This is a genomic window from Enterocloster sp. (assembly GCF_057861365.1).
Genome location: NZ_DBMACH010000003.1, coordinates 98,101 through 121,714, shown reverse-complemented (window position 1 = coordinate 121,714; position 23,614 = coordinate 98,101). Strand labels below are relative to the sequence as shown.

The window sequence follows — 23,614 nt, the reverse complement described above, 5'->3', positions numbered from 1 at the left end:
TTAGAGATTTGACTGCAGATTAAATTATAAACGGATGATAGTATGAGGTTTGACATATTAGCTGATTCTATAAAAAAGATTAATGATAAGGCAGGTAGGACTGCGAAGAGCGCCGTTAATTAGTTAATGACCTTAAGAAATTGGCCAAAATTGATGACATATTTGAAAGATTTTTTTATGAAACAGAATGCATAAAATGTAATTGGAGTGTTCGTGAACTTCGCAGACAAATTAAAACGAATTTGTACGTAAGGGCAGGGATAAGTAAAAATCCGAAAATGCTATTAAAAAAGTCAGCAGATAATGCAGAGCGGAATCTGCTGACGATTAAAGATCCGTTTACCTTTGAATTTTTGGGATTAGAAGTGAAAGATGCTGTAACAGAATCTGATTTAGAACAGTCACTTATGGATCATTTGCAGGAATTTATGTTGGAACTTGGACAGGGATTTTGTTTTGAGGCAAGGAAAAAACGCATTATTCATGATAGTTTTGTAGTGATGAAGCTTACACCGGAGCTGATGGATGAGTATGTTGAGAGAGTTGAAGTTCATCCAGATAATGAGATTAGAGTAATCTGGAAGTAAATATTGTGGTGCTTGAGGTTTGCTGCTTAGGTGGCGGGCCTCTTTTTAATTGAAAAAATTGAGATTTTGGTGTACTATAAATTATACGAAAAAGACAACCAATATATATTTATAGAGGTGATGATTGTGGTTAAGAATAATATTGAAGTAGACGTAAAAGTTAAATGTATAGAGAATGGAATGACGCAGGTGAAACTTGCGGAAGAAATCGATACGACAAAAGCATATGTAAATCGTGTAATAAAAAAAACTGATGGGGTTATCAATCATACTTTTGTCCAGATGATGGAAGTACTTGGCTATGATATCGAACTTACCTACGTAAAGAGGGGAGAATAAAGCATGAATAATATTGAAAATGTAGGATTATTTGATGATGTGCTTGGAATGATATATTCTGCAAAGCAGAAAGCGGAATATTAGGTTAATTCTACAATCATTGAATTATATTGGGCTATTGGGGAGTATGTTTCAAAACAAATCGAAGTAAATGGCTGGGGAAAATCTACAGTTAAAGCATTATCAGAATATATCCTGAGCAGAGAGCCTGGCATCCGAGGCTATTCATCACAGAATATTTGGAGAATGAAACAGTTTTATGAAACATATAAGGACAGGCCAGAACTCTCAACGCTGTTGAGAGAAAATACATGGTCAAATAATATGCATATTATTTCAAAAACTAAAAGCTACGAAGAAAAAGAATTCTATCTAAAACTGGCTTCTAAGGAGAAATACAAGGCAAAAGAGCTAGCACGACAGATTGATAGTGGATATTATGAGTGTCTGATTTTATTAAATGGAAAGGCTCCATCAGCAATTGATAGCAAAGATATGACAGGTGTGCTTCGAGACATGTATATGCTGGAATTTCTGGATCTTCCGGAGCCATATAAAGAGTATGACCTGAAAAAAGCAATTTTGAAAAATATGAAGAAATTTCTCTTGGAATTTGGCAGAGATTTTCTTTTCATTGATGAAGAGTATCACGTTCAGGTTGGAAATAATGATTATTATGTAGATCTTCTTTTCTATCATAGAGAGCTTCAGTGTCTGGTTGCAATTGATTTAAAGATTGATGATTTTAAGCCTGAGTATATGGGCAAGATGGATTTTTACCTGGAAGCATTAGACAGAGATGTTAAGAAACCACAAGAGAATCCGAGTGTTGGAATGATTCTTTGCAAAAATGCAGACACAGATGTTGTGGAATATTCTTTGAGCAGAAGTTTATCTCAGACAATGATCGCTGAGTATAAGACAAAATTGATTGATAAGAGCATCCTGCAGAGAAAACTGGCTGAATTGTATGACATGGCAGAGGAAGAAGTGAAAAACTCTCAACAGGATTGAGAGTTTTAGAAAATAATTAATAGATGAGGATGTGAAAAATGATTCAAAGAAAATCTTTTTCCTCGTTGATGATGCAGAACCGAAAAAACGGATTATTACAAATCTCACAGATCCTGTGATTGATACGACAGAAGGGAAACAGCTGGATCCTGCATATGATTTTGAGGATTACAAAAAGAAGGTAAACCGCTATGTAAATGAACATGGCAATTCCATTGTGATTCATAAGCTTACACATAATATCCCGCTGACCGCAGGGGATTATGAGGAGTTGGAGCGTGTGCTCACAGAAGAGCTTGGAAGTAAAGAGGATTATAAGCGGGAATATGGAGATACACCCTTTGGGCTTCTTATCAGAAAAATTGCAAGGCTTGACCACGATGCGGCAATGGAGGCATTCTCCGCGTTTATCGATGATGCATCACTGAATCAGAAACAGATTGCATTTGTACGTAAGATTATAAATCACATGGAGCAGAGCGGTTATATGGAAGACATTAAGGAGCTTATGAAGCCGCCTTTTGATAAGCCGATCAGCTTTGTTAAGCTGTTTGATGCCAAAACAAGAACCGCGCTGATGAAAAAAATTATTGAAATTAAAGAAAATGCAGTTAATATTGTAGCTTAAGACAGGTTAGCGGAGAAGCTTTAGATAGAGAGGCAGATATCAAATGGCAAAAATGACAGTTTATCACGGTGGTTACACACCGATTGAAATCCCGGAGATCCGTATTGGAAAAAACACAAAGGATTTTGGAAGTGGATTTTATTATTGACTGCAGGAACGGAAAGAAACATGCATATGATATTGTAATTGGGGCAATGGCAGATGATCAGATTTATAATTATATATCTGATTATCTGGATGGGAGCATTACAAGAGAACAGTTTTGGATATTGGCAAAATTTAAGTACCCAACGCATCAGATTAACTTCTGCACAAAAGAAGCGCTGAAATGTCTCGAATACAGAGGTTTTGAGGAGGTTTTATGATGGAAAATCCAGGCAGAGAGTCGGCAAAGGATAACGATCTGTTTTTTACATGCAGCCTGATTGATTATATTGCAAGAAAAACGAAAAATACAAGAGCAGATACCGTAAATGCATTAGGGAAAAGAACCTTGCGAAAATCTATGATCTGGCGGATGTCTATCACTGTGACAATATAGAGCGTGTGAGTGATGATTTTATCAGAGAAGCAGGAATCAAAATGGGAAATTTTGACAATGTAGCAGCTTGTGGATATGCCATTCCGTCCCATTGGGATATTGGAAAGGTTTATAAAAGACTGATAAAGTCTGTGGCAGAGTGCGAGAAGATAGAAGTGGTAGACGCTCTGTTAAAGGTCTATAATTCATTTATCAGCAGTAAAATTGATGATTACAACAGCAGTATGTATTATGAAAATCCCTCGTATCTGCTGGAATGTTATCTGGAAAATAAAGTAATCTGACCGTTTGGAGATGCCGGGAAGCCCAGGCGTCTCTTTTTATTTTTTCAGACCGGGATTTTTGTCCAAAACATCAAGAAATCCATCCCTGTCCCGTAGTATACTAAACTCCGCATTTATGTGGTTCTGCACACAATCAACAGAAGGCGGTGGCAATATGTACGGTATTCTTTTAAAATTCGGCTGGAGACGGCAGATCCAGTACCGGGCCGGGATGGCTCTCAGGCTGGTGGGAGATATGCTGAGGCTCTATATCAAAGGCTGTATCTGGCTGGCGCTCCTGAAAGACGGTTTTTCGGAGACAGCAGCTTATACTCTGATCAGCCTTCTGATTCTGATCCTCACGGATACCAGGATCAGCGGAGAGCTGGCAGACCGGGTAAAAAGCGGAATGATCGCAGTAGATCTGATCCGCCCTATTTCCTTAAAATGGTATTTTTTCTTTGATCAGCTAGGGGAGAATGTACTGCGCTTTCTGGCAGAAGGGTTAGTGCTGATTCCCTTTGCTTTCTGTCTTTGGAATCTGCCTCTGCCTTCGGTTTCTTCCATGTGCTTTGGTAGTCTGGCTGTGGTTTTCGCCGTGATTTTATGCTACAGCATCCAGTATACCACCGGACTTCTGGTGTTCTGGATGAAGGACGGAACCTATACCCGGATGATTACAGACAGCCTGTTTACGCTGTTTTCCGGCCTGTCCATTCCTTTGTGGTTTTATCCTCAGTGGCTGGAGAAGTTCTGTGGTTATCTTCCCTTTCGCCTGACCGTTTATGAACCTGTCTGTATCTGGCTTGGCCGGTATACCCATGCAGAATGCATCAGGCTGCTCATTTTGGAGCTTATCTGGATTTTGGCGGTAACGGTGCTTGAAAAATGGCTTTGGAACCGGATCGGAACGGTGCTTGAGATAGAGGGAGGATGAGAAAATGGGAGTATACGGAGCGTTTCTTAAAAATGGTTTTCTGACACAGATGGCCCACAGGGGACAATATGCCATGCGGATGCTTGCAAAGATTATGGGCTGGTCTACGGGAATGATTATGGTGCTGATCCTTTTGGAACGGTTCGGACAGATCGGGGGCTGGAACCGGGAAGAAATCCTTCTTCTTTATGCCTTTGATATTTTGTCCTACTCGGTTGCAGCGACCTTTTTTATGGGATCATTTGGAAAACTGCACCGGCTGATCCGCCAGGGAGAACTGGATCTTGTGCTGACAAAGCCGGCTGACCCGATGATATATCTGGCAGCTTCCCATGTAAGCGCCGGCTATACAAGCAATTATCTTATGGGCGGAGCTGTGCTTGTGATCTGCCTGATCCGGCTGGATATTGCCCTGACGCCCGTTCATCTGTTCTGGCTGGCAGCGGATCTTTTGGGAGCATCTTTGATACAGGCGGCGGGCTTTGTATTTACAGCGGTTCCTGCCTTCTGGATTGGGGAGAGCGAGGGCTTGTATCGCCTTCTCTATAAAAATCTGACGGAATTTATCCAGTATCCGTTGTCTGTTTATCACCGGGGGATCCGGGAGCTGCTGACCTTTGTGCTCCCATATGCATTTATCAATTACTATCCCGTACAGTATTTCATTGACCGCCAGGAGGGGATCTGTCCGGGAATTCTGCGGTATCTGACACCCCTTGTAGGCTGCGGTGTGTTTTTGCTTTCCAGGCTGTTCTGGCGGCTGGGTCTGCGGGCCTACAGCGGGGCAGGCTCATAATTAAAACAGAAAGAGGGGAAAATAGAATGGCATATATTGAGGCTGAAAATCTGCAGAAAACATTTAAGGTGTATGAGCGTCCAAAAGGCGCAGGGGCAGCCCTTCGGTCGCTGATCCACAGAACCTATACAGAGAAACGGGCAGTGGATGGAATTTCATTTTCCATCCAAAAAGGGGAAATGGTGGGATATATCGGGCCAAACGGGGCAGGGAAATCCACTACGATTAAAATGCTTGGAGGGATTTTGGTTCCTGATGGAGGAAGCGTTCTGTGCGGCGACCGTGTTCCCTGGAAGGAGAGAAAGGAAAATGCCCTTCACATGGGGGTGGTTTTCGGCCAGAGATCTCAGTTAAACTGGGAGCTTCCCATGGAGGATACCTTTGAATTGTACCGAAAGATGTACCGAATCCCGGAGTCAATCTATAAACGTAATGTAGAATGCTTTACAGAGCTGCTGGGAATGGAGGAATTCTTAAGAAAACCGGTGCGAAGCCTGAGCCTGGGGCAGAAGATGCGGGCAGAGCTGGCGGCGTCTCTGCTCCATGATCCGGAAGTGCTGTTTTTAGATGAACCCACAGTAGGACTGGATGTGGTGGCGAAGGACAGGATCCGGAAATTTTTAAAGGAGCTGAACCGGGAGAAGCAGACAACTATTCTCTTGACCAGCCATGATATGATGGATATAGATGAAATCTGCAGCCGGGTGATTCTGATCGATCACGGAAAGAAGATGCTGGATGAACCGCTGGAAGACTTTTACCAGATTGGACGACAGGTCTGCAGAAAGGAAAAAGCAGGGCTGGATGAGATGGTGCGGAGCCTGTATGAAAGCCCGGAGGGCAGCCATGAATGAAGAACAGGGATTAAAAAATGTAATTGATTATATAGAAGCGCATATAAGAGAATCTCTTTCGGCAGAGGAGATCGCGTCAGCCTGCTATTATTCCAGATCCAACACAAAAGCTCTTTTTAAGAAAGTATTCCAGTATGGGATGATGGAGTATGCAGCCAGACGGAAGCTGACTCAGGCAGCAGGGGAACTCTTATCCACCTCACAAAGCGTCTGCGAGATTGCCCTGGAATATGGCTTTGCATCCCAGGAGGTATTTACAAGAGCATTTAAGAAAATGTGGCAGGAAACACCGGCCAGATTCAGAAAAAGACGCCGGTTTTGGCAGCTTTTTCCCAGACAGGATTTTTTCTGTGATGACTGCGGCGTATTCAGACGGAGATTCTGTCTGGAGGATATGAGAAAGATGCTGGAACACAGGGAGCACACCTGGATTGTGTGCTTTGATATGGAGGCGCCGGGAATCCGCTATCTGAAAACCGTATTTGGCGGAGAAGGAGGGGAGCGTTTTGTGCTGGATTGCCTGCAGAGAATAGAAGGAGAAATGAGAGAGGGAGATCATTTGTTCCGTATTGCAGGCGATAAGTTTGTGCTTCTGGCATCATCAGAGGCGTATGAGACGGTTTTGGATCAGGCAGAGCGGGTATTCCGAAGAAATGGGGAAAAAGTGCATTATCAGGGGAATGCAGTGGAGCTGGCTATGTTTGGCGGACTTATAAGGCTGGATCAGGGGGATGCCAGGTCTGAGCGGCTTTTTGAGAAACTGGATGGTGTCCTTGGAAGGCGCTGGGAACTGACAAAGCGCAGACGGGTTCAGGAGGATACGGATAAGAGAGGAAGCAGAGGAAGCTGCCGCTTTGTATATCCTGAACAGGGATTTCCTACAGGAACCGTGTATCATGGATATGAAATCTGGAAAAATGAGTTATGGGATACAGATGGAACGGATTCAGACCGTTTTTGGGGGTACGGGGCAGATATTAAAAGGGAAAGGGAGCATCTGTCATTTCCTTTAATGTGTATGAAAGAGGAAAACGACTGTTTTGAACAAAATGCTCCGCAGATTTTCTGGAAACTGGATCAGCCGGGTGGCCGAATGCTTTTTCCCAAGGGAGAAAACTGGTGCGTGTTTCAGGTCATGGGATCGGAGGGGCTGGTTGTCCGGGAGCATTTTATGGTGATCCGTGGGCTGAAAGCAGAAAAGACAGCGGATGGGTTCACGCTGTCTTTTGAAAAATTATTTTTGGAGGCCGTGCGTACAAAAAACGGCTCATGGCTTCGGCTCAATGAAGGGGAGCTGAAGGAAACGGTTCATGATCTGGGGCTTGGAGCAGAGGAATACCGTAAAATCTGCCGTACAGAAAAAGAAATACGGACCAGATTTAAAAACAGTCCCCTATTTCAGACAAAGCTCCCGTAAATATGCCTCCATTTCCTTTGGCGTCTGTACCCTGTGATCCCACAATTCTGCATCCGCTGCATTCCATGGAGAAACAAGGAGGGTTGAAGCGCCGCATGTTTTGCCGGCATACAGGTCAAAATAGCCCTGGTCACCGATAAAAAGCATTTCCTTTGGAGAGAGATTAAACTGTCTGCCCCACTGTGCAATTCTCTGGGGAAAGGTATGGGGTTTGTCTGCGTCAAAGCACAGCTCTTCAAAACAGGAGTCATCAAAGCCAAGGTAATTTAAAAGCTCAATACAGTTCGCCTCCTGGGCGTTGGAGCAGAGAACCACATGGATTCCCTGCTTTTTTAATTCCTTAAGAAGGACAGGAAGAGCCGGATTCGGTACAGGCCCCCAGGATGGATCGATCAGATCGTTCCGCACCAGCCGGAACCGCTTCCAGAAGTCTTCTCCTTCCCAGCCGATTCTGCGGGCCAGATACATACCCAGGGTCCAGCCGTCGGAAATATAGGAATAAAGCGTTCGATCCAGCCAGGGGGAGGGATCAGGCAGAAGAAGGGCTGCCGTGCCCGGTACATCAAAAAGATCTTCAGGAGTTTTTGGATGTTCTGCCTTCTGCTTGGGAACAAACTGCCCGCATCGTAAGGAATTCTGGCCGGAGAGTACCTGTTTCATCTGCTCCTGAACCGGAAAAATCCAGTCTCTGTAAGGCGTGTCATGAAAAAAATGATCAATCATCCGCAGGTATACGCAGGAATCCAGATAAAGGGTTCCGTCAAGGTCAAAACAGATGAAGCGTGGTGTCATAGGGCCCTCCTTCTTGTTACAGCCTTGTCATCCAGGTAAACGGGGTTCCGTCCATATGGTTTTCTGTAATACCTAAAAGACGCAGGAGCGTAGGTGCTTCATCCACCAGGTATCCGCCCTTTTGCACCTTTCCGGGGATTACATCCGGGCCGCTTAAGATAAAGGGCGGTTTGTCCCCTTTTTCCGGCAGATGGCCGTGGGTAGAAACAGAAAGCTTGTATTCGCGGATTTCATCCACAGAAGTAAAGTACTCAGTGGCATTGGCTGTCTTATCAAAGGCTGTCCGATCCCCGGCTTCTACTACAAAGTCAAATTCTCCGGTCAGATGCAGGTCTGCCGCCTGTTCTTTTGTAAAAATCTGGGAAATACTTCCGGGATACTGGTCGCGGATTTTACAAAGGGTTTCATAGACCAGTTTAGGGTCTACATCCGGCTGGCGGTAGATCTGTGCGCTGAAGGCGCACTGGGCGGCATACATCTTCCAGGAGGTCACGGTTCCGTTTTCCTCTGTCAGAAAGCCCATATCGCGCAGCACGGTATTTAAGTGGAACATCTGGTCGCAGTAGAGCTGGCCGTGATCCCCAAGGACGGCGATATTGGTATTCTCAAGGCCTCCTGTTTCATCCAGGGCGTCAAATACCCTGCCAAGCTGTTCATCTACAAAAGCAAAGGCATGATCCAGCTGTTCGCTTCGTACCCCCAGTTTGTGACGCTGATGATCCACATAGGATAAATGCAGGAACATAAGGTCAGGCCGGTATTCTTTTATAATATCTACGGCACACTGGGCGGCAAATTCGTCCATCTGGGGCGTTTTCATCCAGCGGAGCATATGCTTGTTGCGCTCAAAAATCTCTTTGGCCTTTGGGCTGTCTGCTAAGTCAAAGTAAGGAGTGGGGTCATCCTCTTCATGGGGAGCCCAGATTTCCGCAATGTTGTAGTCTGCCCCGCAATCACCCATTACAGGCCAGGTAATGGCTGCAGTGGTCAGCCCGGCTGCTTTTGCATAGTCAATGAGAGTAGGCGTTTTGATATCCTTTCTGAACCAGTACCATTCCGGCCGGTCTTTTGACAGGGGTTGGAACTTTTCATTGTTGCAGATACCGTGGCGATCCGGCCAGCAGCCGGTGGAAATGGTTACATGGCAGGGATAGGTAAGAGTGGGGTAGCAGCACAGGATATCCTCTGCCCAGGAGGCCTGCTTCATGATACGCCCCAGATTGGGAAGTTTTTTTAAACGTTCGATATCAGCGCTGATCAATGCATCGATGGAAATGACAAGTGTCCGGTTCATATGTCTTCCTCTCCTTTCCGTCTTTCTGTAAGTTCTGCTTCCCAGCGGTCATTCTGACCAGCTGTACTGTCATTTAAAACGGCTTCCGGGAAAACGACAGCCGCCTGAGAGATAAAATGTTCATAGGAGCGGCCACGATTCTGTCCTTCGATGGTATGCATGTCAAATACATAGTCCGGAAGGGGGAAGGGGACGCGGTCGCGGATCCGCCGCTTGGTCAGACTGGCCAGAGTGCTGGAACCCCGTTCCTTGGGACAGCTGCACAGATAGCGGACTGCATGGACAAAAAACAGAGGGTAATCCATGCTGTCTGCTCCAAGCTTTTGGCTGGCGTGGTACAGAGAAAGCACAACCGACGGTGCAGCCGGCTGTCCAAGCCCCACGTCCTCTGCGCTGATGACTAAAAGCCTCTGCCACAGATAGTCGCGGAGCTCCTCGCCGGACAGATAGAGCTCATAGGCAGCACGGGCCGCTTCCTCCGTTTTTCCCCTGCGGATGAATTTCTGCAGAGCTGAGATGATAATATCTGCCGGTTCTCCGCAGGGAGTAAGAATATGATGATAGAGAATCTCCATAAATTTGTTCCTCGTCTTTCTGACAGAAGGACGGAAAATCAATTCAGTCCTACGGTCTGTTTTAAATTGTCCAGAGCAGTCTGCGGGTCTGTACCGTTTTCTGCAACCTCCTGCATCATAGTACGCACGGCGCTGGTAACGGCACTGGAGGTAGTGGTATCGTTGGTAAAGGCCGGCTCGTAGAAATAGCGGTCATTCTGCTCTACTGCGGCGGTAAGAAAATCATGTCCATCGGCAACGTAAGCTTTATATTCTTCGCTGTCAGCCACAGACTGGCGGATGGGAAGATAGCCGGTGCCTGCGGTTACCACAGCCAGATTGGCTTCTTTGGAGGTTAAAAACTTGATCAGCTCATAGGAAGCATAGGCTTTTTCGGGATTTCCGGACTGGTTTAAGGCCGTGATGACATGACCGGCGCTTAAATTGGCTGCCGTATCATCGCTTACCTGTGGGATGGGAGCGGTTGACCACTTAAGTTCCGGATTTTTGGCAGGAATATAGCTGGCTTCTACGCTGTCTCCTACATACATGGGGATCTGTTCGTTTGCAAAGGGCCCGGAGAAAAACATATCCTCACCTGCAGTCCTCCAGATACCGGATCCTACATTTTCCTTCCAGAGGTTTAATACCTTTAAAGCCGTTTCAGAATCCTCTTCTGCAAAGTAAATATTTCCTTCCGGATCTGTATACCGTCCGCCGTACTGCTTTACAAGGGTCATAAAGCTTCCGGCCAGATTGTCCCAGCCAAAGGCAGGAGCACCGGTGATCTCATGGATTTTTTTGCTGGTTTCGATCAGCTCGTCCCAGGTGGCGGGAACCGTTAAGCCGTTTTCCTCAAAAAAGGCGGTGTTGTAATAAAGCACTTCTGAGTAGGAGTGGATGGGAAGAGAATACGTTCCTTCCTTGGCATAGGTGGTTCCGCCATTTCTCAAACCTTCAAATATATCTTCGTAGTCAGGCATTCCCACAGTTTCATCCTGGATGTAGGGGGTAAGATCTACGACTAGGTCGGTCTGAAGATAATCGGCCACATAGGGGCGCAGAGCCAGAGTTACATCCGGGGCAGTTTCTGCCTTAATGGCAGCGATTACATTGGAATATAAGTCGGAGCTGCTTCCGTTAAAGGTAGCGGTTACAGTGATCTGCTTTTCCTTTCCGACGGTATCATTAAACTGGGCGATCAGCTTATCTAAAACCTCTGCATGGACAGGATTGGAAATAGAATGCCAGAACTGAAGCTCTACAGGCTTGGTGATTTTTGTGACAATCCCATCAGATGTCTGGGAAGGCGCGGACTCAGAGCTGCAGGCAGCAAGAGACAGTGCAGCGGTTCCTGCTAAAAGAAGACAGGTCATGTTTTTCATTTGTTTTCCTCCTTGGTTGGTTGACTTGAAATAAATATTATCCTTTGATTCCTCCGCGGGATACTCCCTCAATGATCTGTTTGCGGAAGATCAGATAAAAAATCAGCATAGGCAAAAGGACAATGGTGGAACCGGCCATCTGCAGGTTGATCTGGGAGCTGACGGCATCTTTAAAATGTAAAAGACCGATTGCCATGACGCGGTGGGCGTCATCTTTGGATACCATCAGAGGCCAGATAAAGGAATTCCACTGGCTGATAAAGGTCAGGATGCCGATGGTGGCAATGGCATTTTTGTTAATAGGCATCATAATGCGCCACAGATAGCGCCAGTCCGTACAGCCGTCGATTTTGGCGGCCTTATAAAGCACAGAAGGGGTTTGAAGAAAGTATTCCCGCATCATGTAGATATAGAATCCGCTGGCAATGGTTGGTATGATGATACCTTGGAAGGTATTGACCCAGTGGAGCTTGGAAACGGTGATAAAATTCTGGATGATCAAAAGCTCTGCCGGTATCATCATGGTGGCAAGACAGCAGAAGAAGAGGCCGGATTTTCCGGGAAACTCAAAAACCGTAAAGGCATAGGCGGCTAATACGGTGATGACCAGAGTAAGGAGCGTCCCCAGCCCGGCTACCAGGATGGAGTTAAAAAGGTACCGTCCAAAAGGCGCCATGGTGAAAGCTTCCGCATAATTTGCAAAGACAGCCTTTGCAGGAAAGAGCGTAGGCGGAATGGCAGTGGCTTCCGGAAGCGTCTTTAAGGAGGTGGCTAACATCCAGATAAAAGGAAACATCATAACCAGTGCTCCGGCTGTTAAAAGGATCCAGACGGCTGCTTTTTTCAGTTTTTCTGTCATGAGGCGTCTCCTTTCTTATACATAGTGAACGAATTTTTTCGATACCCATTTCTGCAGGGCAGTCAGCGCCAGTATAATGATGAAAAAGATAATAGCGGCGGCTGATGCGTAGTGCACCTGAGAACGGTTGAAAAACATATCGTAGATATAGTAAACAATGGTAATGGCACTGTTTCCGGGGCCGGCCCCGTTTCCTCCGAACATGGAGTAAACTTCATTGTAGGTCTTAAAGGCGTGAATAACCGATACAATGGTTACCATCCAGAAGGTAGAGGATAAAAGAGGCATGGTGATTCGGAAAAACACACGGGAAGGCGGAGTTTCGTCCATGCGTGCCGCCTGATAATACTGAGGATCGATCTTTTGAAGTCCTGCCAGAAACAGAACGATCTTAAAGGCCATTCCGTTCCAGATCGTAAAGATCGTGACGGAAATGGTAGTCAGATTGGGATCTGTAAGCCATTTCTGAGGCGGGAGGCCAAAAAAGCTTAAAACATGGTTGATGTAGCCATAGTCTGAGTGGAACAGCCACCGGAACACCAGGCCGATGGCAATGGTGGAGGTTACATAGGGAAGGAAGTAGATCGTCTGAAACAGCCCTTTTCCTTTGCCCAGAGAGTTGATAAACAGGGCGCTTCCCAGCGACAGGACGATCGTAATAGGAACGCCGATAAAGGTGATGATCAGTGTGTTGCGTACCGCAGACCGAAAGGCTGGATCCTTTAACACATAGCGAAAAGAAGCAAGACCAAAGCCTTTTCCTACATCGGTCAGATAGACATAGCTTTCATAAAAGCCCATCCGCAGGGTCATTATAATAGGGAAAAATACAAATACAGCTAAAATAAGAGCTGCAGGAAGCAGATAAAAGTAAGCCTTCAGGCTGTATTCTGTATTTCCCAGCGGATTTTCAGGACGGGGCTTTCTGCAAAAACCTTTAACTTTCATAGGCTACCTCTGCATCGATCCGAGTTTCGTTTGCTTCATTAAACAGGTACAAAAGATCCTTGCGCTTTAAAGAGAGTTCGACCGTATCGCCGGTGCGGACCCGGTCTGTAATGCTTAAGAGCGCCTTGCCTTTTGCGCCTGTCAGGGTAAAACCGGCCAGTACATCACGGCCTCTCTGTTCCAAGGTTTCAATTGTTACCCGTATTCCCGGTCCAGGCTCCCAGGCTTCCGGACGGATTCCTGTAAGTACGGTTCCGCTGGCGGTTGTGCGGATGGGAAGTGCATAGCTTTCTGAGAGGATCAGGCGTCCGTCTTTTATGGGAAAATGGAAAAAGTCAATGGGAGGATTTCCCATAAAGGATGCCACGAAACGGTTTACAGGCTGTAAGTACATATCAATGGGAGCACACTGCTGCTGGATGATGCCCTTTTTCATCAGTACGATCTCGTCGGTGATGCTCATGGCTTCCTCCTGGTCATGGGTAACGAAAATAGTGGTAACTCCCGTTTCCAGCTGGATGCGGCGGATTTCCTCCCGCATTTCCAGTCTGAGGCGCGCGTCCAGATTGGAGAGAGGCTCATCTAAAAGAAGGATGTCCGGTTCTTTAATTAAAGCCCGTGCGATGGCAACCCTCTGCTGCTGGCCTCCTGAGAGCTGTCCCGGTTTTCTGGACAAAAGCTCCTCTACCTGCACCAGCTTTGCCATCTGCTGCGTTTTTTGCTGGATGAGCTCTCTGTTTTCCTTGCGGTTTACCAGAGGAAAGGCGATATTCTGCGCAACTGTCATGTGGGGATAAAGGGCATAATTCTGAAAAACAAGGCCGATTCCTCTTTTTTCCGGAGGAAGCTCTGTCACATCCCGGTCTCCGAAAAAGATCCTTCCGGAGGTGGGTTTTAATAAACCGGAGATGAGGTAAAGAAGGGTAGATTTGCCGCAGCCGCTGGGGCCTAAAAGTCCGGTGAGTTTTCCGTCTGAGATTGAAAAGCTGCCGGTGTCAACGGCCTTTGTCCCGGAGAAATCCTTGACCAGGTCTACAAGTCGCAGTTCCATTTTGTACTCCTCTCTGTTTGAAAAATGGTAAAATGTTGTATAAAAATATTGTAATTCTTATCATACTCATTGTCAATATTGCAAAATAAAATTGATAAAATGATAAAATGCTATCAAAAAATATGAAAAAATGTTATATTTATGATGGATTGAATCATTATAGCAGAGGGAATTAAATGTTTTGATCATTTTATATCAGCAGCATAAAAATTTTTCAGTATAATACAAAAAAATACAGATTAGAAAAAGGAGGAAAACAGGATGAGCGGCAGGAAAACAGACCGGTTGGACCGGATGAGAAAAATGCTGATGACGGAAAACGGGATTACCATCAGGGAGTTTGCAGGGAAGCTGGATGTGTCGGAGATTACCGTCCGAAGGGATTTAAAGCTCCTGGAAAAACAGGGCTGTCTGCGGCTGGTAAACGGAGTCGCCATATATCATGCGGCAGAAAAAACGGCTCTGTACCCGGAGTACAATTTAAATGATGAGTGCCTGGTATTTCCGCAGAAAAAGGAGAGGATTGGAAGACGGGCGGCTTCTCTTATTGAAGCAAATGACGTAGTTGCCATTGACAGCGGATCTACGGCCGCCTATCTTGCCAGGGCTCTGCCCTATGATATCCATATGACGGTCCTGGCTTCCAGTTTTAATGTTCTTCTGGACTTAAATGACCATTACAACTGCGATATCATCTGTTCCGGCGGTTATCTTTATTCCAATACAAAGACCTTTTACTGTCCGGAGGGAATTTCCATGATAAACCGAACATGCATCAATAAGACCTTCATTACGGCAGCCGGCATCAGTGAAAAGATGAATGTTACCTGCATTGCCCCCCATGAGATGGATTTAAAGAGAGCCCTGATGGAAAGCGGACAGACAAAAATACTTCTGGCGGATTCTTCCAAGTTTGGAAGGATTTTTCCAACAGCCTTTTCTCATCTGAAGGATTTTGACAGTATCATTACAGATGACGAGCTTTCTGATGAGTGGAGAAGCCTTATTGAGTCACAGGGGATCCACTTGTACTGCGAATAAAAAGTCTTTATCACGCGGACAAATGTGCTCAGTACACAAAGTTTCTGAGTAAAAACTATTGACTTTTTTATAGAAGTGGGATATCATTTCCAGAAAGCATTACCTTCGAAAATGTGGCAAGAGGAGATCTACGATTATGAAGAAAGTGTCTAAATTCGGCGGCAGTTCACTGGCCAGTGCAAAGCAGTTTAAAAAGGTGGGAGATATCATCCGGGCAGATAAGTCAAGGAGGTATGTGGTTCCCTCCGCACCGGGAAAACGCAATGACAAGGACGAAAAGGTAACGGATATGCTCTATGCATGCTATGATGCAGCATCTGAGGGGCGTTCCTATAAAAAGATCCTGGAGAAAATCCGAGGCCGGTATGAGGAGATTATCGAGGGCCTGGATTTAAACCTGAATCTGGATCATGAGTTTGCAAAACTGGAGGAGAATTTTCTTGCCGGGGCAGGCAGGGATTATGCTGCTTCCAGAGGAGAGTATTTAAACGGTATTGTGATAGCAAATTATCTGGGATATGAATTTATTGACGCTGCAGAGGTGATTTTCTTTGATGAGCAGGGAAACTTTGAGGCAGATCTGACCGATAAAGAGCTTTCTGAGCGTCTGTCCCATGTGGAACGGGCTGTGGTTCCGGGCTTTTACGGTTCCCGTCCGGATGGGAGCATAAAGACCTTTTCCAGAGGCGGTTCCGATGTGACGGGCTCCATTGTGGCAAAAGCGGTTCATGCAGATCTGTATGAGAACTGGACGGATGTATCCGGCTTTCTGGTGGCAGACCCAAGGATTGTAGAGGATCCGGAGGTAATCGAGACCATTACATACAGAGAACTCCGGGAGCTTTCCTATATGGGAGCAAGCGTTCTTCATGAGGATGCGATCTTCCCTGTAAGAAAAGAGGGGATCCCCATTAATATCCGCAATACCAACCGTCCGGAGGATAAGGGAACGCTGATCGTAGAAACGACCTGCCGCAAGCCGCGCCACACGATCACAGGCGTAGCGGGAAAGAAGGGCTTCTGCGCCATCAACATTGAAAAGGCCATGATGAATACAGAGGTGGGCTTTGGGAGAAAGGTCTTAAGCGTGTTTGAAAAGTCAGGTATTTCTTTTGAGCATATGCCTTCCGGTATCGATACGATGACAATTTTTGTTCATCAGTCTGAGTTTGAGGATCATGAGCAGTCTGTGATCGCAGGAATCCACCGGGCTGTTGAGCCGGATGTGGTGGAGCTGGAATCCGATCTGGCTCTGATCGCTGTGGTTGGAAGAGGCATGCGCTCTAATCGCGGGACAGCAGGCCGTGTGTTCTCCGCTCTGGCTCATGCAAGAGTGAATGTAAAGATGATCGATCAGGGTTCCAGCGAGTGGAACATTATCATCGGCGTTAAGAATGATGACTTTGAGAAAGCAATTCGGGCCATCTATGATATTTTTGTACTGGCAGATCTGTAGGGATCGGCCGGGAGTTATACAGTGAAAACAGCCCGGGCGGGATTTTTTGGCCTGGGCCGTTTTATTTGATGGAAAAATGTGGTATACTTACGTTCAACACAGAATATATGCCGCGGCAGAGAACAAGAGAGGATTCATGAATAAAGAAAAGCATATTATCATCGCAGGCGGAGGTGCGGCAGGAATGATTGCCGCAGTAGCCGCTGCAAGAGAGGGCTGTAAAGTCAGCCTGTATGAAAAAAATGAAAAGCTGGGAAAGAAGCTGTTTATTACAGGAAAGGGACGTTGCAATGTGACAAATGCCTGTGATATGGAAGAACTTTTTGGAGCCGTTGTGACAAACCGCAAGTTTTTGTTCAGCAGCTTTTACGGCTTTACCAATGAGGACGTGATGGAGCTGTTTGAGGAGGCGGGGCTGCCTCTTAAAATCGAGCGCGGAAACCGTGTGTTCCCCTGCTCCGATCATTCTTCCGATGTGATTGCCGCTCTGGAGCGGATGATGCGCCAGGCAGGTGTAAAGGTATACTTAAGGCAGGAGATTAAGGGGCTGGCAGTGCGAAGCGAAGAGGATACGGATACCGGAGCGGTCCGGCAGGTCTGTTGCGGGATCTGTCTGGAAGGGCCGGACGGAAAGGAAAAAGAGGTGCCGGCGGATCGTGTGATCCTGGCTACGGGAGGTGTTTCCTACCCGTCTACCGGATCCACAGGGGACGGACATGCATGGGCTAAAATGCTGGGCCATAAAGTGACGGATCTTCTTCCGGCCCTGGTTCCCTTTGAAGCGGCGGAGAAAGAGGAGGTAAAGGCTCTTCAGGGGCTTTCTCTTAAAAATATTGAAATTGCTGTCTATAACGGGAAAAAGGAGCTTTACCGGGAATTTGGCGAGATGCTGTTTACGCATTTCGGAGTCAGCGGCCCCGTGATCTTAAGCGCCAGCTCCTTCTGTGCAAAGGCGGTGTCAAAGGGGGCCTTAAAGCTGGTTATCGATTTAAAACCGGCTCTTTCAGGAGAACATCTGGATGAGCGTATCCTGAGGGATTTTGCAGAAGCGAAAAACAGGCAGTTTAAAAACAGCTTAAGTCATCTTTATCCTGCAAAGCTGATTCCGGAGATCATCCGCCGCAGCGGTATTGACCCGGATAAGCAGGTCAATGAGATCACCAGACAGGAACGGCGCAGGCTGGTGGAAGCTACAAAGGGACTTACCTTTACGCTCACCGGTCTTCGTCCGTTTAAGGAGGCTATTATTACCCAGGGAGGCATCAGCGTGAAGGAGACGGATCCTTCCACCATGGAGTCAAAACGGGTAAAGGGTCTGTATTTTGCAGGAGAGCTTCTGGATCTTGACGCAGTAACCGGAGGTTTTAATCTGCAGATTGCCTGGTCTACGGGCTGGCAGGCGGGAAAGGCTGCGGCTAAGGACACAACCCTATAATAACAGGAGGAAACAATGGAACACTTTAATATTGCAATTGACGGACCTGCGGGAGCAGGAAAAAGTACCATCGCAAAGCTGGCTGCAAAACGCCTGGGTTTTGTATACGTTGACACCGGGGCCATGTACCGCACCATAGCGCTGCATATTTTAAGAGAAGGCATCGATCCTCAGGATGAGGCGGCAGTCAGCGCAGCCTGCAGAAATGTAAATGTAACGATCGCCTATAAAGACGGCGTCCAGCAGGTTCTTTTAAATGGGGAAAATGTTTCCGGCCTGATCCGCGCCGAGGAGGTGGGAAAGACGGCTTCCGCCACCTCTGGCTATCTTCCTGTGAGAGAAAAGCTGGTGGAGCTTCAAAAGGAGCTTGCAAAGCGGGAAAATGTTGTTATGGACGGAAGGGATATCGGAACCTGTGTGCTTCCCGATGCTCCGGCTAAGATTTATCTGACTGCATCTGTAAAGGTACGGGCCGAGAGACGTTATAAGGAGCTGACAGAGAAGGGCATTGACGCTGATTTAAGGGAGATTGAGCGGGATATCGAAAGCCGGGATTATCAGGATATGCACAGAGAGCATTCTCCGCTTATGCAGGCAGAGGATGCGGTTTTGCTTGACAGCTCAGATATGACTCTGGATGAGGTGGTACGGGCTATCTTTGTTATTGCGGCAGAGAAGGGCTGCAGCGCAGCTGTCAGTGCTCTTGGAAATAAGGGGGAGGACAGATGAATGCGCAGGTAAAAGGGGCTGCTTCTTTTGAAATTCCGGAGGGCCGTACGGTCACCGTGGCAAAGACGGCCGGGTTTTGCTTTGGTGTAGAGCGGGCGGTAAATCAGGTATATGAACAGATTAAGGCAGTGAAAGAGGGAAAGGCAGAAGGCCCCATTTATACCTACGGTCCCATTATCCACAATGAAGAAGTGGTACGGGACTTAGAGGAAAAGGGCGTAACCGTTCTGGACACAGAGGAGGATTTAAAAGCTCTTCCTGAGGGAAAGGGGACAGTTATTATCCGTTCCCACGGCGTCAGCCGCCATATCTATGATATTTTAAAAGAGCGCGGGATCCGGATCGCAGACGCCACCTGTCCCTTTGTAAAGAAGATCCACCGCATTGTAGATGAGCATGCGGCGGCTGGGGATGCGGTTGTTATCATAGGAAGTCCTTTTCATCCGGAGGTGGAGGGTATAAGAGGCTGGGGCAATACATACACCACAGTGATTGAGAATGAGGCGGAAGCGCAAAATTATGTGGTTCCGGAGGGGAAAAAGCTGTGCGTAGTGTCTCAGACGACATTTAATTACAACAAATTTCAAGATTTAGTTGAAAAAATTTTAAAAAAGGGTTATGATAGTAGTGTTTTAAATACGATTTGCAATGCAACACAGGAAAGACAAGTGGAGGCAGCGAAGATCGCCTCTCGGGTGGACGCCATGATCGTTATTGGCGGCAGGCATTCTTCCAACACCCAGAAGCTTTACGAAATCTGTCTCAAGGAATGTAAGAACACCTTTTACATTCAGACACTCGGCGATTTAGATCCTGACAGTGTATCTTCTGTGCGCAGCGTAGGTATTACAGCTGGGGCATCCACCCCAAAAAAGATTATTGAGGAGGTTCATACCAGAATGGCAGAGCAGAGTTTTGCAGAGTTATTAAAGGAAGAGGAAGAATCAACCAAACCAATACGTACAGGAGAGATAGTCACCGGTCAGGTCATCGAAGTGAGCAAAGATGAGATTATTCTGAGCATCGCGGGCAACAAGTCCGAGGGCGTTATCACCCGCGACGAGTACAGCAACGATAACAGTGTGGATCTGACTACAAAAGTACAGATTGGTGAAGAGATGGAAGCTAAGGTTATCAAGTTAAATGACGGCGTAGGCATGGTTTCCTTATCTTTCAAGCGTATGGCAGCCGACAGAGGCAACAAGCGTCTGGAGGAGGCATTTGAAAATCAGGAGGTTTTAACTTCCAAGGTTACTCAGGTATTAGACGGCGGATTAAGCGTTGAGGTTGAGGGCGCAAGAGTATTTATTCCAGCCAGCCTTGTATCTGATACTTATGAGAAGGATCTGTCCAAGTACGCAGATCAGGACATCCAGTTCGTGATCACAGAGTTTAATCCAAAGAGAAGACGTATCATCGGCGACAGAAAGCAGCTTTTAGTTGCTGAGAAGGCAAAGCTGAAGGAAGAGTTATTTGCACGTATCCAGCCAGGTGATAAGGTTGAGGGTACTGTAAAGAACGTAACAGACTTTGGTGCATTTATCGATCTGGGCGGCGCTGACGGCCTGCTTCACATCTCTGAGATGAGCTGGGGCCGTGTAGAGAATCCTAAGAAGGTATTCAAGTCCGGTGATCGGGTAACTGTTCTGATCAAGGATATCCAGGGCGAGAAGATCGCATTAAGCTTAAAGTTCCCGGAGGCAAATCCATGGGCACAGGCTGCTGAGAAGTATGCAGCAGGCAATGTGGTAACAGGCCGCGTAGCACGTATGACTGATTTTGGCGCATTCGTTGAGTTAGAGCCAGGCGTAGACGCGCTGCTTCATGTTTCCCAGATTTCCAGAGAGCATATCGAGAAGCCATCTGATGTATTAAAGATCGGACAGGAGATTGAGGCTAAGGTCGTTGATTTCAACGAGGACGATCACAAGATCAGCTTAAGCGTAAAGGCTCTCCTTGCAGCTCCTCAGAATGAGGATGTTGCTGATGTAGACATCGATTCCTATTCCAACTAACAGCCAATAAGGCATGAAATAATAAGGCCCTGCGGATTTTCCGCGGGGCCTTGTTGTAGTATGATGCGCCTAGCGGCGTATGCACAGCAGAAAATTTTCGATGTATTTTAAGGTGCTGCGCGGTCCATGGATGGATTTAAAAAAACAGAAGCCTCAAAAATGCCGTTTCCATGGCTGAAATTGAGAAAGCCGTGATACCGCTCTGTGAGGTAGCGCACCGAAGAGGTGCCAATGCCGATCCCGTCCCGCTTGGAGGAGATAAACTGGCCGTCCTGTTCTTTTATTTCATGGGAATAGGAGTTGCGGATGGACAGGGTGATCATGGACTGGCCGACAGAGTTTATAGTGACTGAGATAGCCGGTATTCCTCCCTCCTGTCTCAGACAGGCCTCCAGGGCATTGGAGAGCAGGTTTCCCAAGATGGTGCAAAAGTCCATGTCCGGCATAGGGAGAGCAGCAGGAAGGCACACATTGGCAGTTACATTGACCGAGTGTTCTCTGGCTGTCTGGAGATAATAATTTAACAGTGCATTGACCGGAGCGTTGGAGCAGTAGGTATATGTATCGCAGCTTTCCTGGCTGCCCAGGTAGCTTTCCAGATAATCGGATGCAGCCGTGTACTCCTTCTGTCTCAGCAGCCCTTTCAGGATCGCCAGATGGTGGCGGAAATCATGCCGTGCCTTTAACAGCTGCTCTAAGTTGATCTGAAGATTGGCCGTTTGGGAGGTCAGAGCATCGGACACTACCTTCATGGTTCGGTATTCCTCCTTCAGAGCAAAGCTCTGAGTGAGGAGAAAGAGGATCTGCAGGGTAGTGATGTGCACGGTATATACACAGATCAGCCAGAAAAGGGTAATGAGGAGAACATTGTAGTTATAATCATCAGGGCGAAGCTCCGGCATATAGATAAGCCCCATATCCATATAGTACATGAGAAAGAAAAAGGCGGGGATCAAAAGCATTCTTCTCCATACCGGAAGAAAACGGGTATAATAAACAGCCTGTCTCAGCTGTGTTCCAATGACGGCTGTGATGATGAGGACTGCGGCGGGAATCAGAAGCAGTTCCAGAGAACGGACACAGGCGGTATGCGGGATAGAGGGATTGTGAGAGGTGATTAAAACGGTGAGAAAGCGGGACAGCAGGGAAGCGGAGTCGGAAACATTTTTAAAGAGGAAGAGCGTATAGGCAGCTGCCTGTATTTTTACCTTTGTAAGAAGGAGGCATAAAGACAGTGAAAATGCCATAAGAAGCAGAGACCAGATCAGGCCGTGTCTGGAAAAGCCGGGAAGCAGGCGCAGGAAAAAAAGAAACAGCCCACAGATGATAAACAGATATCCGAAAAGGATACCTGCGATTCTGTGGGCATCATAACGCCATTCTAAACGAAAGATCCATAAAAATGGAAGGATCACTGAGAGAGGATCCAACACCAGCAGTGCGGAAAGCTGAAGATTTAAAAGGTTCATTCAATACCTCCATTTATCTTCCGGAATTGATAATCCGCATATTGCTGATGAATCTGGAGCCTGAGGCTTCTGGTAATAGGCAGATGTTCACCGGACGTAAGGACAAAAGAGGTTTTTTCCAGACGAACCACCTTGTCCAGGTTAATGATACAGTTGCGATAGCAGCTGATAAACTGTGGGTAACACAGCAAAAGTTTCGAAAAGTCCTCAAACCGCATATAGGTCTTTACGATCCGGTCAGCCAGATGGATCTGTATGTAGTGATTAAAGTAATCGGTGTATAAAATTGTATCAATGGGAATTTTTACCATGACCCGGCTTTCCTTTACCTCAATATAATGGGAAGAGCGCTTCGCCTTCATGGAAAGGTAATAATCCATGGTCTGAGAAAAATCCGCTGTGGAAATGGGCTTTACCAGATAGTCCAGTGCCTTTAAAGAATAGCTTTTTAATGCAAAGTCCGGGCTTACTGTGGTAAAGATAATGGTACAACCGGTATCTTCACGGCGGATGTGTTCTGCCAGACGGATGCCGGATGCTGTGTCGGAATCTTTGTCCAGAAAGATATCAATGAAGATTAAATCAAAAACGCCGGATTTCCATGATCTGAGAAAATCCGCCGCACGAGTGAAAGTCGATACCTGTAAGGCCAGAGAACAGGCAGAGCAGTAAGCGCCAAGGAGCTGCGATAAATGACAGCTGTCCTGAGCGCAGTCATCAACGATTGCAATATTCAAAGTAACCCCTTCTTCCGGCTGCTATGGCCGGCCGCTTTCTGAATTGCGGTGAAAAAAATTTTCGCTTTTCATTATGAAACGATATATTTTCTTCACTTTCAGTATAATATACAAAAGTTCAAAAAGCAAGAAAAATCGGAATATATTGTAAAAATATGGATAGACTTTTCCTTAATGAATCCCTTTTGTCTATAGATAAAGGGAAGGAAAGGAGTTTGGCAGCATGGAGAAAAGCACGCATAAAAAAAACTTTGACCCGGAGCATATGAGCCCGCAGGAGCAGCTGAAATTTGAAATTGCACAGGAGCTGGGACTGGATGCGAAGGTGTTGGAACAAGGCTGGCGGAGCCTGACATCCAAGGAAAGCGGACGCATCGGAGGAATGATGACAAAGCGCAGACGCCAGATGAAGGAAGCTGCAGGCAAGGAAAAGGATAGTTGAAAGAAGGGGCTTCATCCGCTATACTTAGGAT

23 protein-coding genes and 2 pseudogenes are annotated in these 23,614 nt (G+C 46.5%); 16 read left to right on the top strand and 9 right to left on the bottom strand.

The genetic code is table 11. The features are described 5' to 3' along the window. Nucleotides 1-140 precede the first annotated feature (140 nt). From ACZM6M_RS04640 to ACZM6M_RS04595, 10 genes and pseudogenes are all read left to right on the top strand, one after another. The gene (locus tag ACZM6M_RS04640; RefSeq protein WP_337433837.1) at nucleotides 141-587 is read left to right on the top strand and encodes a PDDEXK nuclease domain-containing protein; all 447 of its coding nucleotides are present in this window, start codon (nucleotides 141-143) and stop codon (nucleotides 585-587) included. A 126-nt stretch (nucleotides 588-713) separates the two neighbouring features. Then, nucleotides 714-926, top strand: a complete 213-nt coding sequence (locus ACZM6M_RS04635; RefSeq protein ID WP_337433836.1) for a helix-turn-helix domain-containing protein — start codon at nucleotides 714-716, stop codon at nucleotides 924-926. A gap of 96 nt (nucleotides 927-1,022) precedes the next feature. Beyond that, nucleotides 1,023-1,940: a PDDEXK nuclease domain-containing protein gene (locus tag ACZM6M_RS04630; RefSeq protein WP_489489861.1), complete on the top strand. Its 918-nt coding sequence runs from the start codon at nucleotides 1,023-1,025 to the stop codon at nucleotides 1,938-1,940. 31 nt (nucleotides 1,941-1,971) lie between these two features. Then, entirely contained in the window at nucleotides 1,972-2,568 is a 597-nt protein-coding gene (locus ACZM6M_RS04625; protein ID WP_489489809.1) for a type I restriction-modification enzyme R subunit C-terminal domain-containing protein, read from the top strand. 43 nt (nucleotides 2,569-2,611) lie between these two features. Continuing rightward, a pseudogene (locus tag ACZM6M_RS04620) lies at nucleotides 2,612-2,933 on the top strand (DUF3990 domain-containing protein). Next, nucleotides 2,930-3,393: pseudogene (locus tag ACZM6M_RS04615) on the top strand (hypothetical protein). The pseudogenes ACZM6M_RS04620 and ACZM6M_RS04615 overlap by 4 nt, the downstream one beginning before the upstream one ends. A 154-nt stretch (nucleotides 3,394-3,547) precedes the next feature. Continuing rightward, nucleotides 3,548-4,309, top strand: a complete 762-nt coding sequence (locus tag ACZM6M_RS04610) for an ABC transporter permease (RefSeq protein WP_337433834.1) — start codon at nucleotides 3,548-3,550, stop codon at nucleotides 4,307-4,309. Nucleotides 4,310-4,313: 4 nt separating this feature from the next. Next, on the top strand, nucleotides 4,314-5,105 hold the full coding sequence (locus tag ACZM6M_RS04605; RefSeq protein ID WP_337433833.1) for an ABC transporter permease: 792 nt from the start codon (nucleotides 4,314-4,316) through the stop codon (nucleotides 5,103-5,105). A gap of 26 nt (nucleotides 5,106-5,131) precedes the next feature. After that, nucleotides 5,132-5,959, top strand: a complete 828-nt coding sequence (locus tag ACZM6M_RS04600) for an ABC transporter ATP-binding protein (RefSeq protein ID WP_417301015.1) — start codon at nucleotides 5,132-5,134, stop codon at nucleotides 5,957-5,959. Then, nucleotides 5,952-7,376 (top strand): helix-turn-helix domain-containing protein, encoded by a 1,425-nt coding sequence (locus tag ACZM6M_RS04595; protein ID WP_417301014.1) that lies wholly within the window; start codon nucleotides 5,952-5,954, stop codon nucleotides 7,374-7,376. Before ACZM6M_RS04600 ends, ACZM6M_RS04595 begins: the two co-directional genes overlap by 8 nt. Here the strand turns inward: ACZM6M_RS04595 and ACZM6M_RS04590 are convergent. From ACZM6M_RS04590 to ACZM6M_RS04560, 7 genes are read right to left on the bottom strand one after another with little or no spacing between them, the layout of a single operon-like run. Further along, nucleotides 7,353-8,168, bottom strand: coding sequence for an HAD family hydrolase (locus tag ACZM6M_RS04590; RefSeq protein WP_337433830.1), 816 nt, complete (start codon nucleotides 8,166-8,168; stop codon nucleotides 7,353-7,355). The genes ACZM6M_RS04595 and ACZM6M_RS04590 overlap by 24 nt on opposite strands. A 16-nt stretch (nucleotides 8,169-8,184) precedes the next feature. Then, a complete protein-coding gene (locus ACZM6M_RS04585) occupies nucleotides 8,185-9,462 on the bottom strand; it encodes an alkaline phosphatase family protein (RefSeq protein WP_489489806.1) in 1,278 nt (425 codons plus the stop codon). Further along, complete coding sequence (locus tag ACZM6M_RS04580; protein ID WP_066547616.1) at nucleotides 9,459-10,037, bottom strand: AAA family ATPase; 579 nt, start codon at nucleotides 10,035-10,037, stop codon at nucleotides 9,459-9,461. Before ACZM6M_RS04580 ends, ACZM6M_RS04585 begins: the two co-directional genes overlap by 4 nt. Nucleotides 10,038-10,075: 38 nt before the next feature. Continuing rightward, a complete protein-coding gene (locus ACZM6M_RS04575) occupies nucleotides 10,076-11,401 on the bottom strand; it encodes an extracellular solute-binding protein (protein ID WP_489489804.1) in 1,326 nt (441 codons plus the stop codon). A 37-nt stretch (nucleotides 11,402-11,438) separates the two neighbouring features. Beyond that, entirely contained in the window at nucleotides 11,439-12,260 is an 822-nt protein-coding gene (locus ACZM6M_RS04570) for a carbohydrate ABC transporter permease (protein ID WP_418496234.1), read from the bottom strand. A gap of 15 nt (nucleotides 12,261-12,275) precedes the next feature. Further along, entirely contained in the window at nucleotides 12,276-13,208 is a 933-nt protein-coding gene (locus ACZM6M_RS04565) for a carbohydrate ABC transporter permease (protein WP_337933274.1), read from the bottom strand. After that, nucleotides 13,198-14,259 carry an ABC transporter ATP-binding protein gene (locus tag ACZM6M_RS04560; RefSeq protein ID WP_066547621.1) on the bottom strand — a complete coding sequence of 354 codons (1,062 nt, stop codon included), beginning with the start codon at nucleotides 14,257-14,259 and terminating at the stop codon, nucleotides 13,198-13,200. Before ACZM6M_RS04560 ends, ACZM6M_RS04565 begins: the two co-directional genes overlap by 11 nt. A gap of 261 nt (nucleotides 14,260-14,520) precedes the next feature. Here ACZM6M_RS04560 and ACZM6M_RS04555 point away from each other — a divergent pair, with 261 nt between their 5' ends. The 5 genes from ACZM6M_RS04555 to ACZM6M_RS04535 all read left to right on the top strand — a co-directional run bounded on the left by ACZM6M_RS04555 (nucleotide 14,521) and on the right by ACZM6M_RS04535 (nucleotide 20,935). Then, nucleotides 14,521-15,300, top strand: a complete 780-nt coding sequence (locus ACZM6M_RS04555) for a DeoR/GlpR family DNA-binding transcription regulator (protein WP_337433826.1) — start codon at nucleotides 14,521-14,523, stop codon at nucleotides 15,298-15,300. A 136-nt stretch (nucleotides 15,301-15,436) separates the two neighbouring features. Then, entirely contained in the window at nucleotides 15,437-16,756 is a 1,320-nt protein-coding gene (locus ACZM6M_RS04550; protein WP_066547625.1) for an aspartate kinase, read from the top strand. Between the two features lie 136 nt (nucleotides 16,757-16,892). Further along, a complete protein-coding gene (locus ACZM6M_RS04545) occupies nucleotides 16,893-18,191 on the top strand; it encodes a BaiN/RdsA family NAD(P)/FAD-dependent oxidoreductase (RefSeq protein ID WP_489489801.1) in 1,299 nt (432 codons plus the stop codon). A gap of 15 nt (nucleotides 18,192-18,206) precedes the next feature. Then, a complete protein-coding gene (gene cmk, locus ACZM6M_RS04540; protein WP_066547630.1) occupies nucleotides 18,207-18,920 on the top strand; it encodes a (d)CMP kinase in 714 nt (237 codons plus the stop codon). Further along, on the top strand, nucleotides 18,917-20,935 hold the full coding sequence (locus tag ACZM6M_RS04535; protein ID WP_066547632.1) for a bifunctional 4-hydroxy-3-methylbut-2-enyl diphosphate reductase/30S ribosomal protein S1: 2,019 nt from the start codon (nucleotides 18,917-18,919) through the stop codon (nucleotides 20,933-20,935). The genes cmk and ACZM6M_RS04535 overlap by 4 nt, the downstream gene beginning before the upstream one ends. Before the next feature lie 107 nt (nucleotides 20,936-21,042). Here the strand turns inward: ACZM6M_RS04535 and ACZM6M_RS04530 are convergent, their stop codons facing one another. Then, nucleotides 21,043-22,404, bottom strand: coding sequence for a sensor histidine kinase (locus ACZM6M_RS04530; RefSeq protein WP_417301008.1), 1,362 nt, complete (start codon nucleotides 22,402-22,404; stop codon nucleotides 21,043-21,045). Beyond that, nucleotides 22,401-23,141 (bottom strand): LytR/AlgR family response regulator transcription factor, encoded by a 741-nt coding sequence (locus tag ACZM6M_RS04525; protein ID WP_296037110.1) that lies wholly within the window; start codon nucleotides 23,139-23,141, stop codon nucleotides 22,401-22,403. The genes ACZM6M_RS04530 and ACZM6M_RS04525 overlap by 4 nt, the downstream gene beginning before the upstream one ends. 223 nt (nucleotides 23,142-23,364) lie before the next feature. Here ACZM6M_RS04525 and ACZM6M_RS04520 point away from each other — a divergent pair, with 223 nt between their 5' ends. Then, nucleotides 23,365-23,583: an alpha/beta-type small acid-soluble spore protein gene (locus ACZM6M_RS04520; RefSeq protein ID WP_066547651.1), complete on the top strand. Its 219-nt coding sequence runs from the start codon at nucleotides 23,365-23,367 to the stop codon at nucleotides 23,581-23,583. Nucleotides 23,584-23,614: the final 31 nt, after the last annotated feature.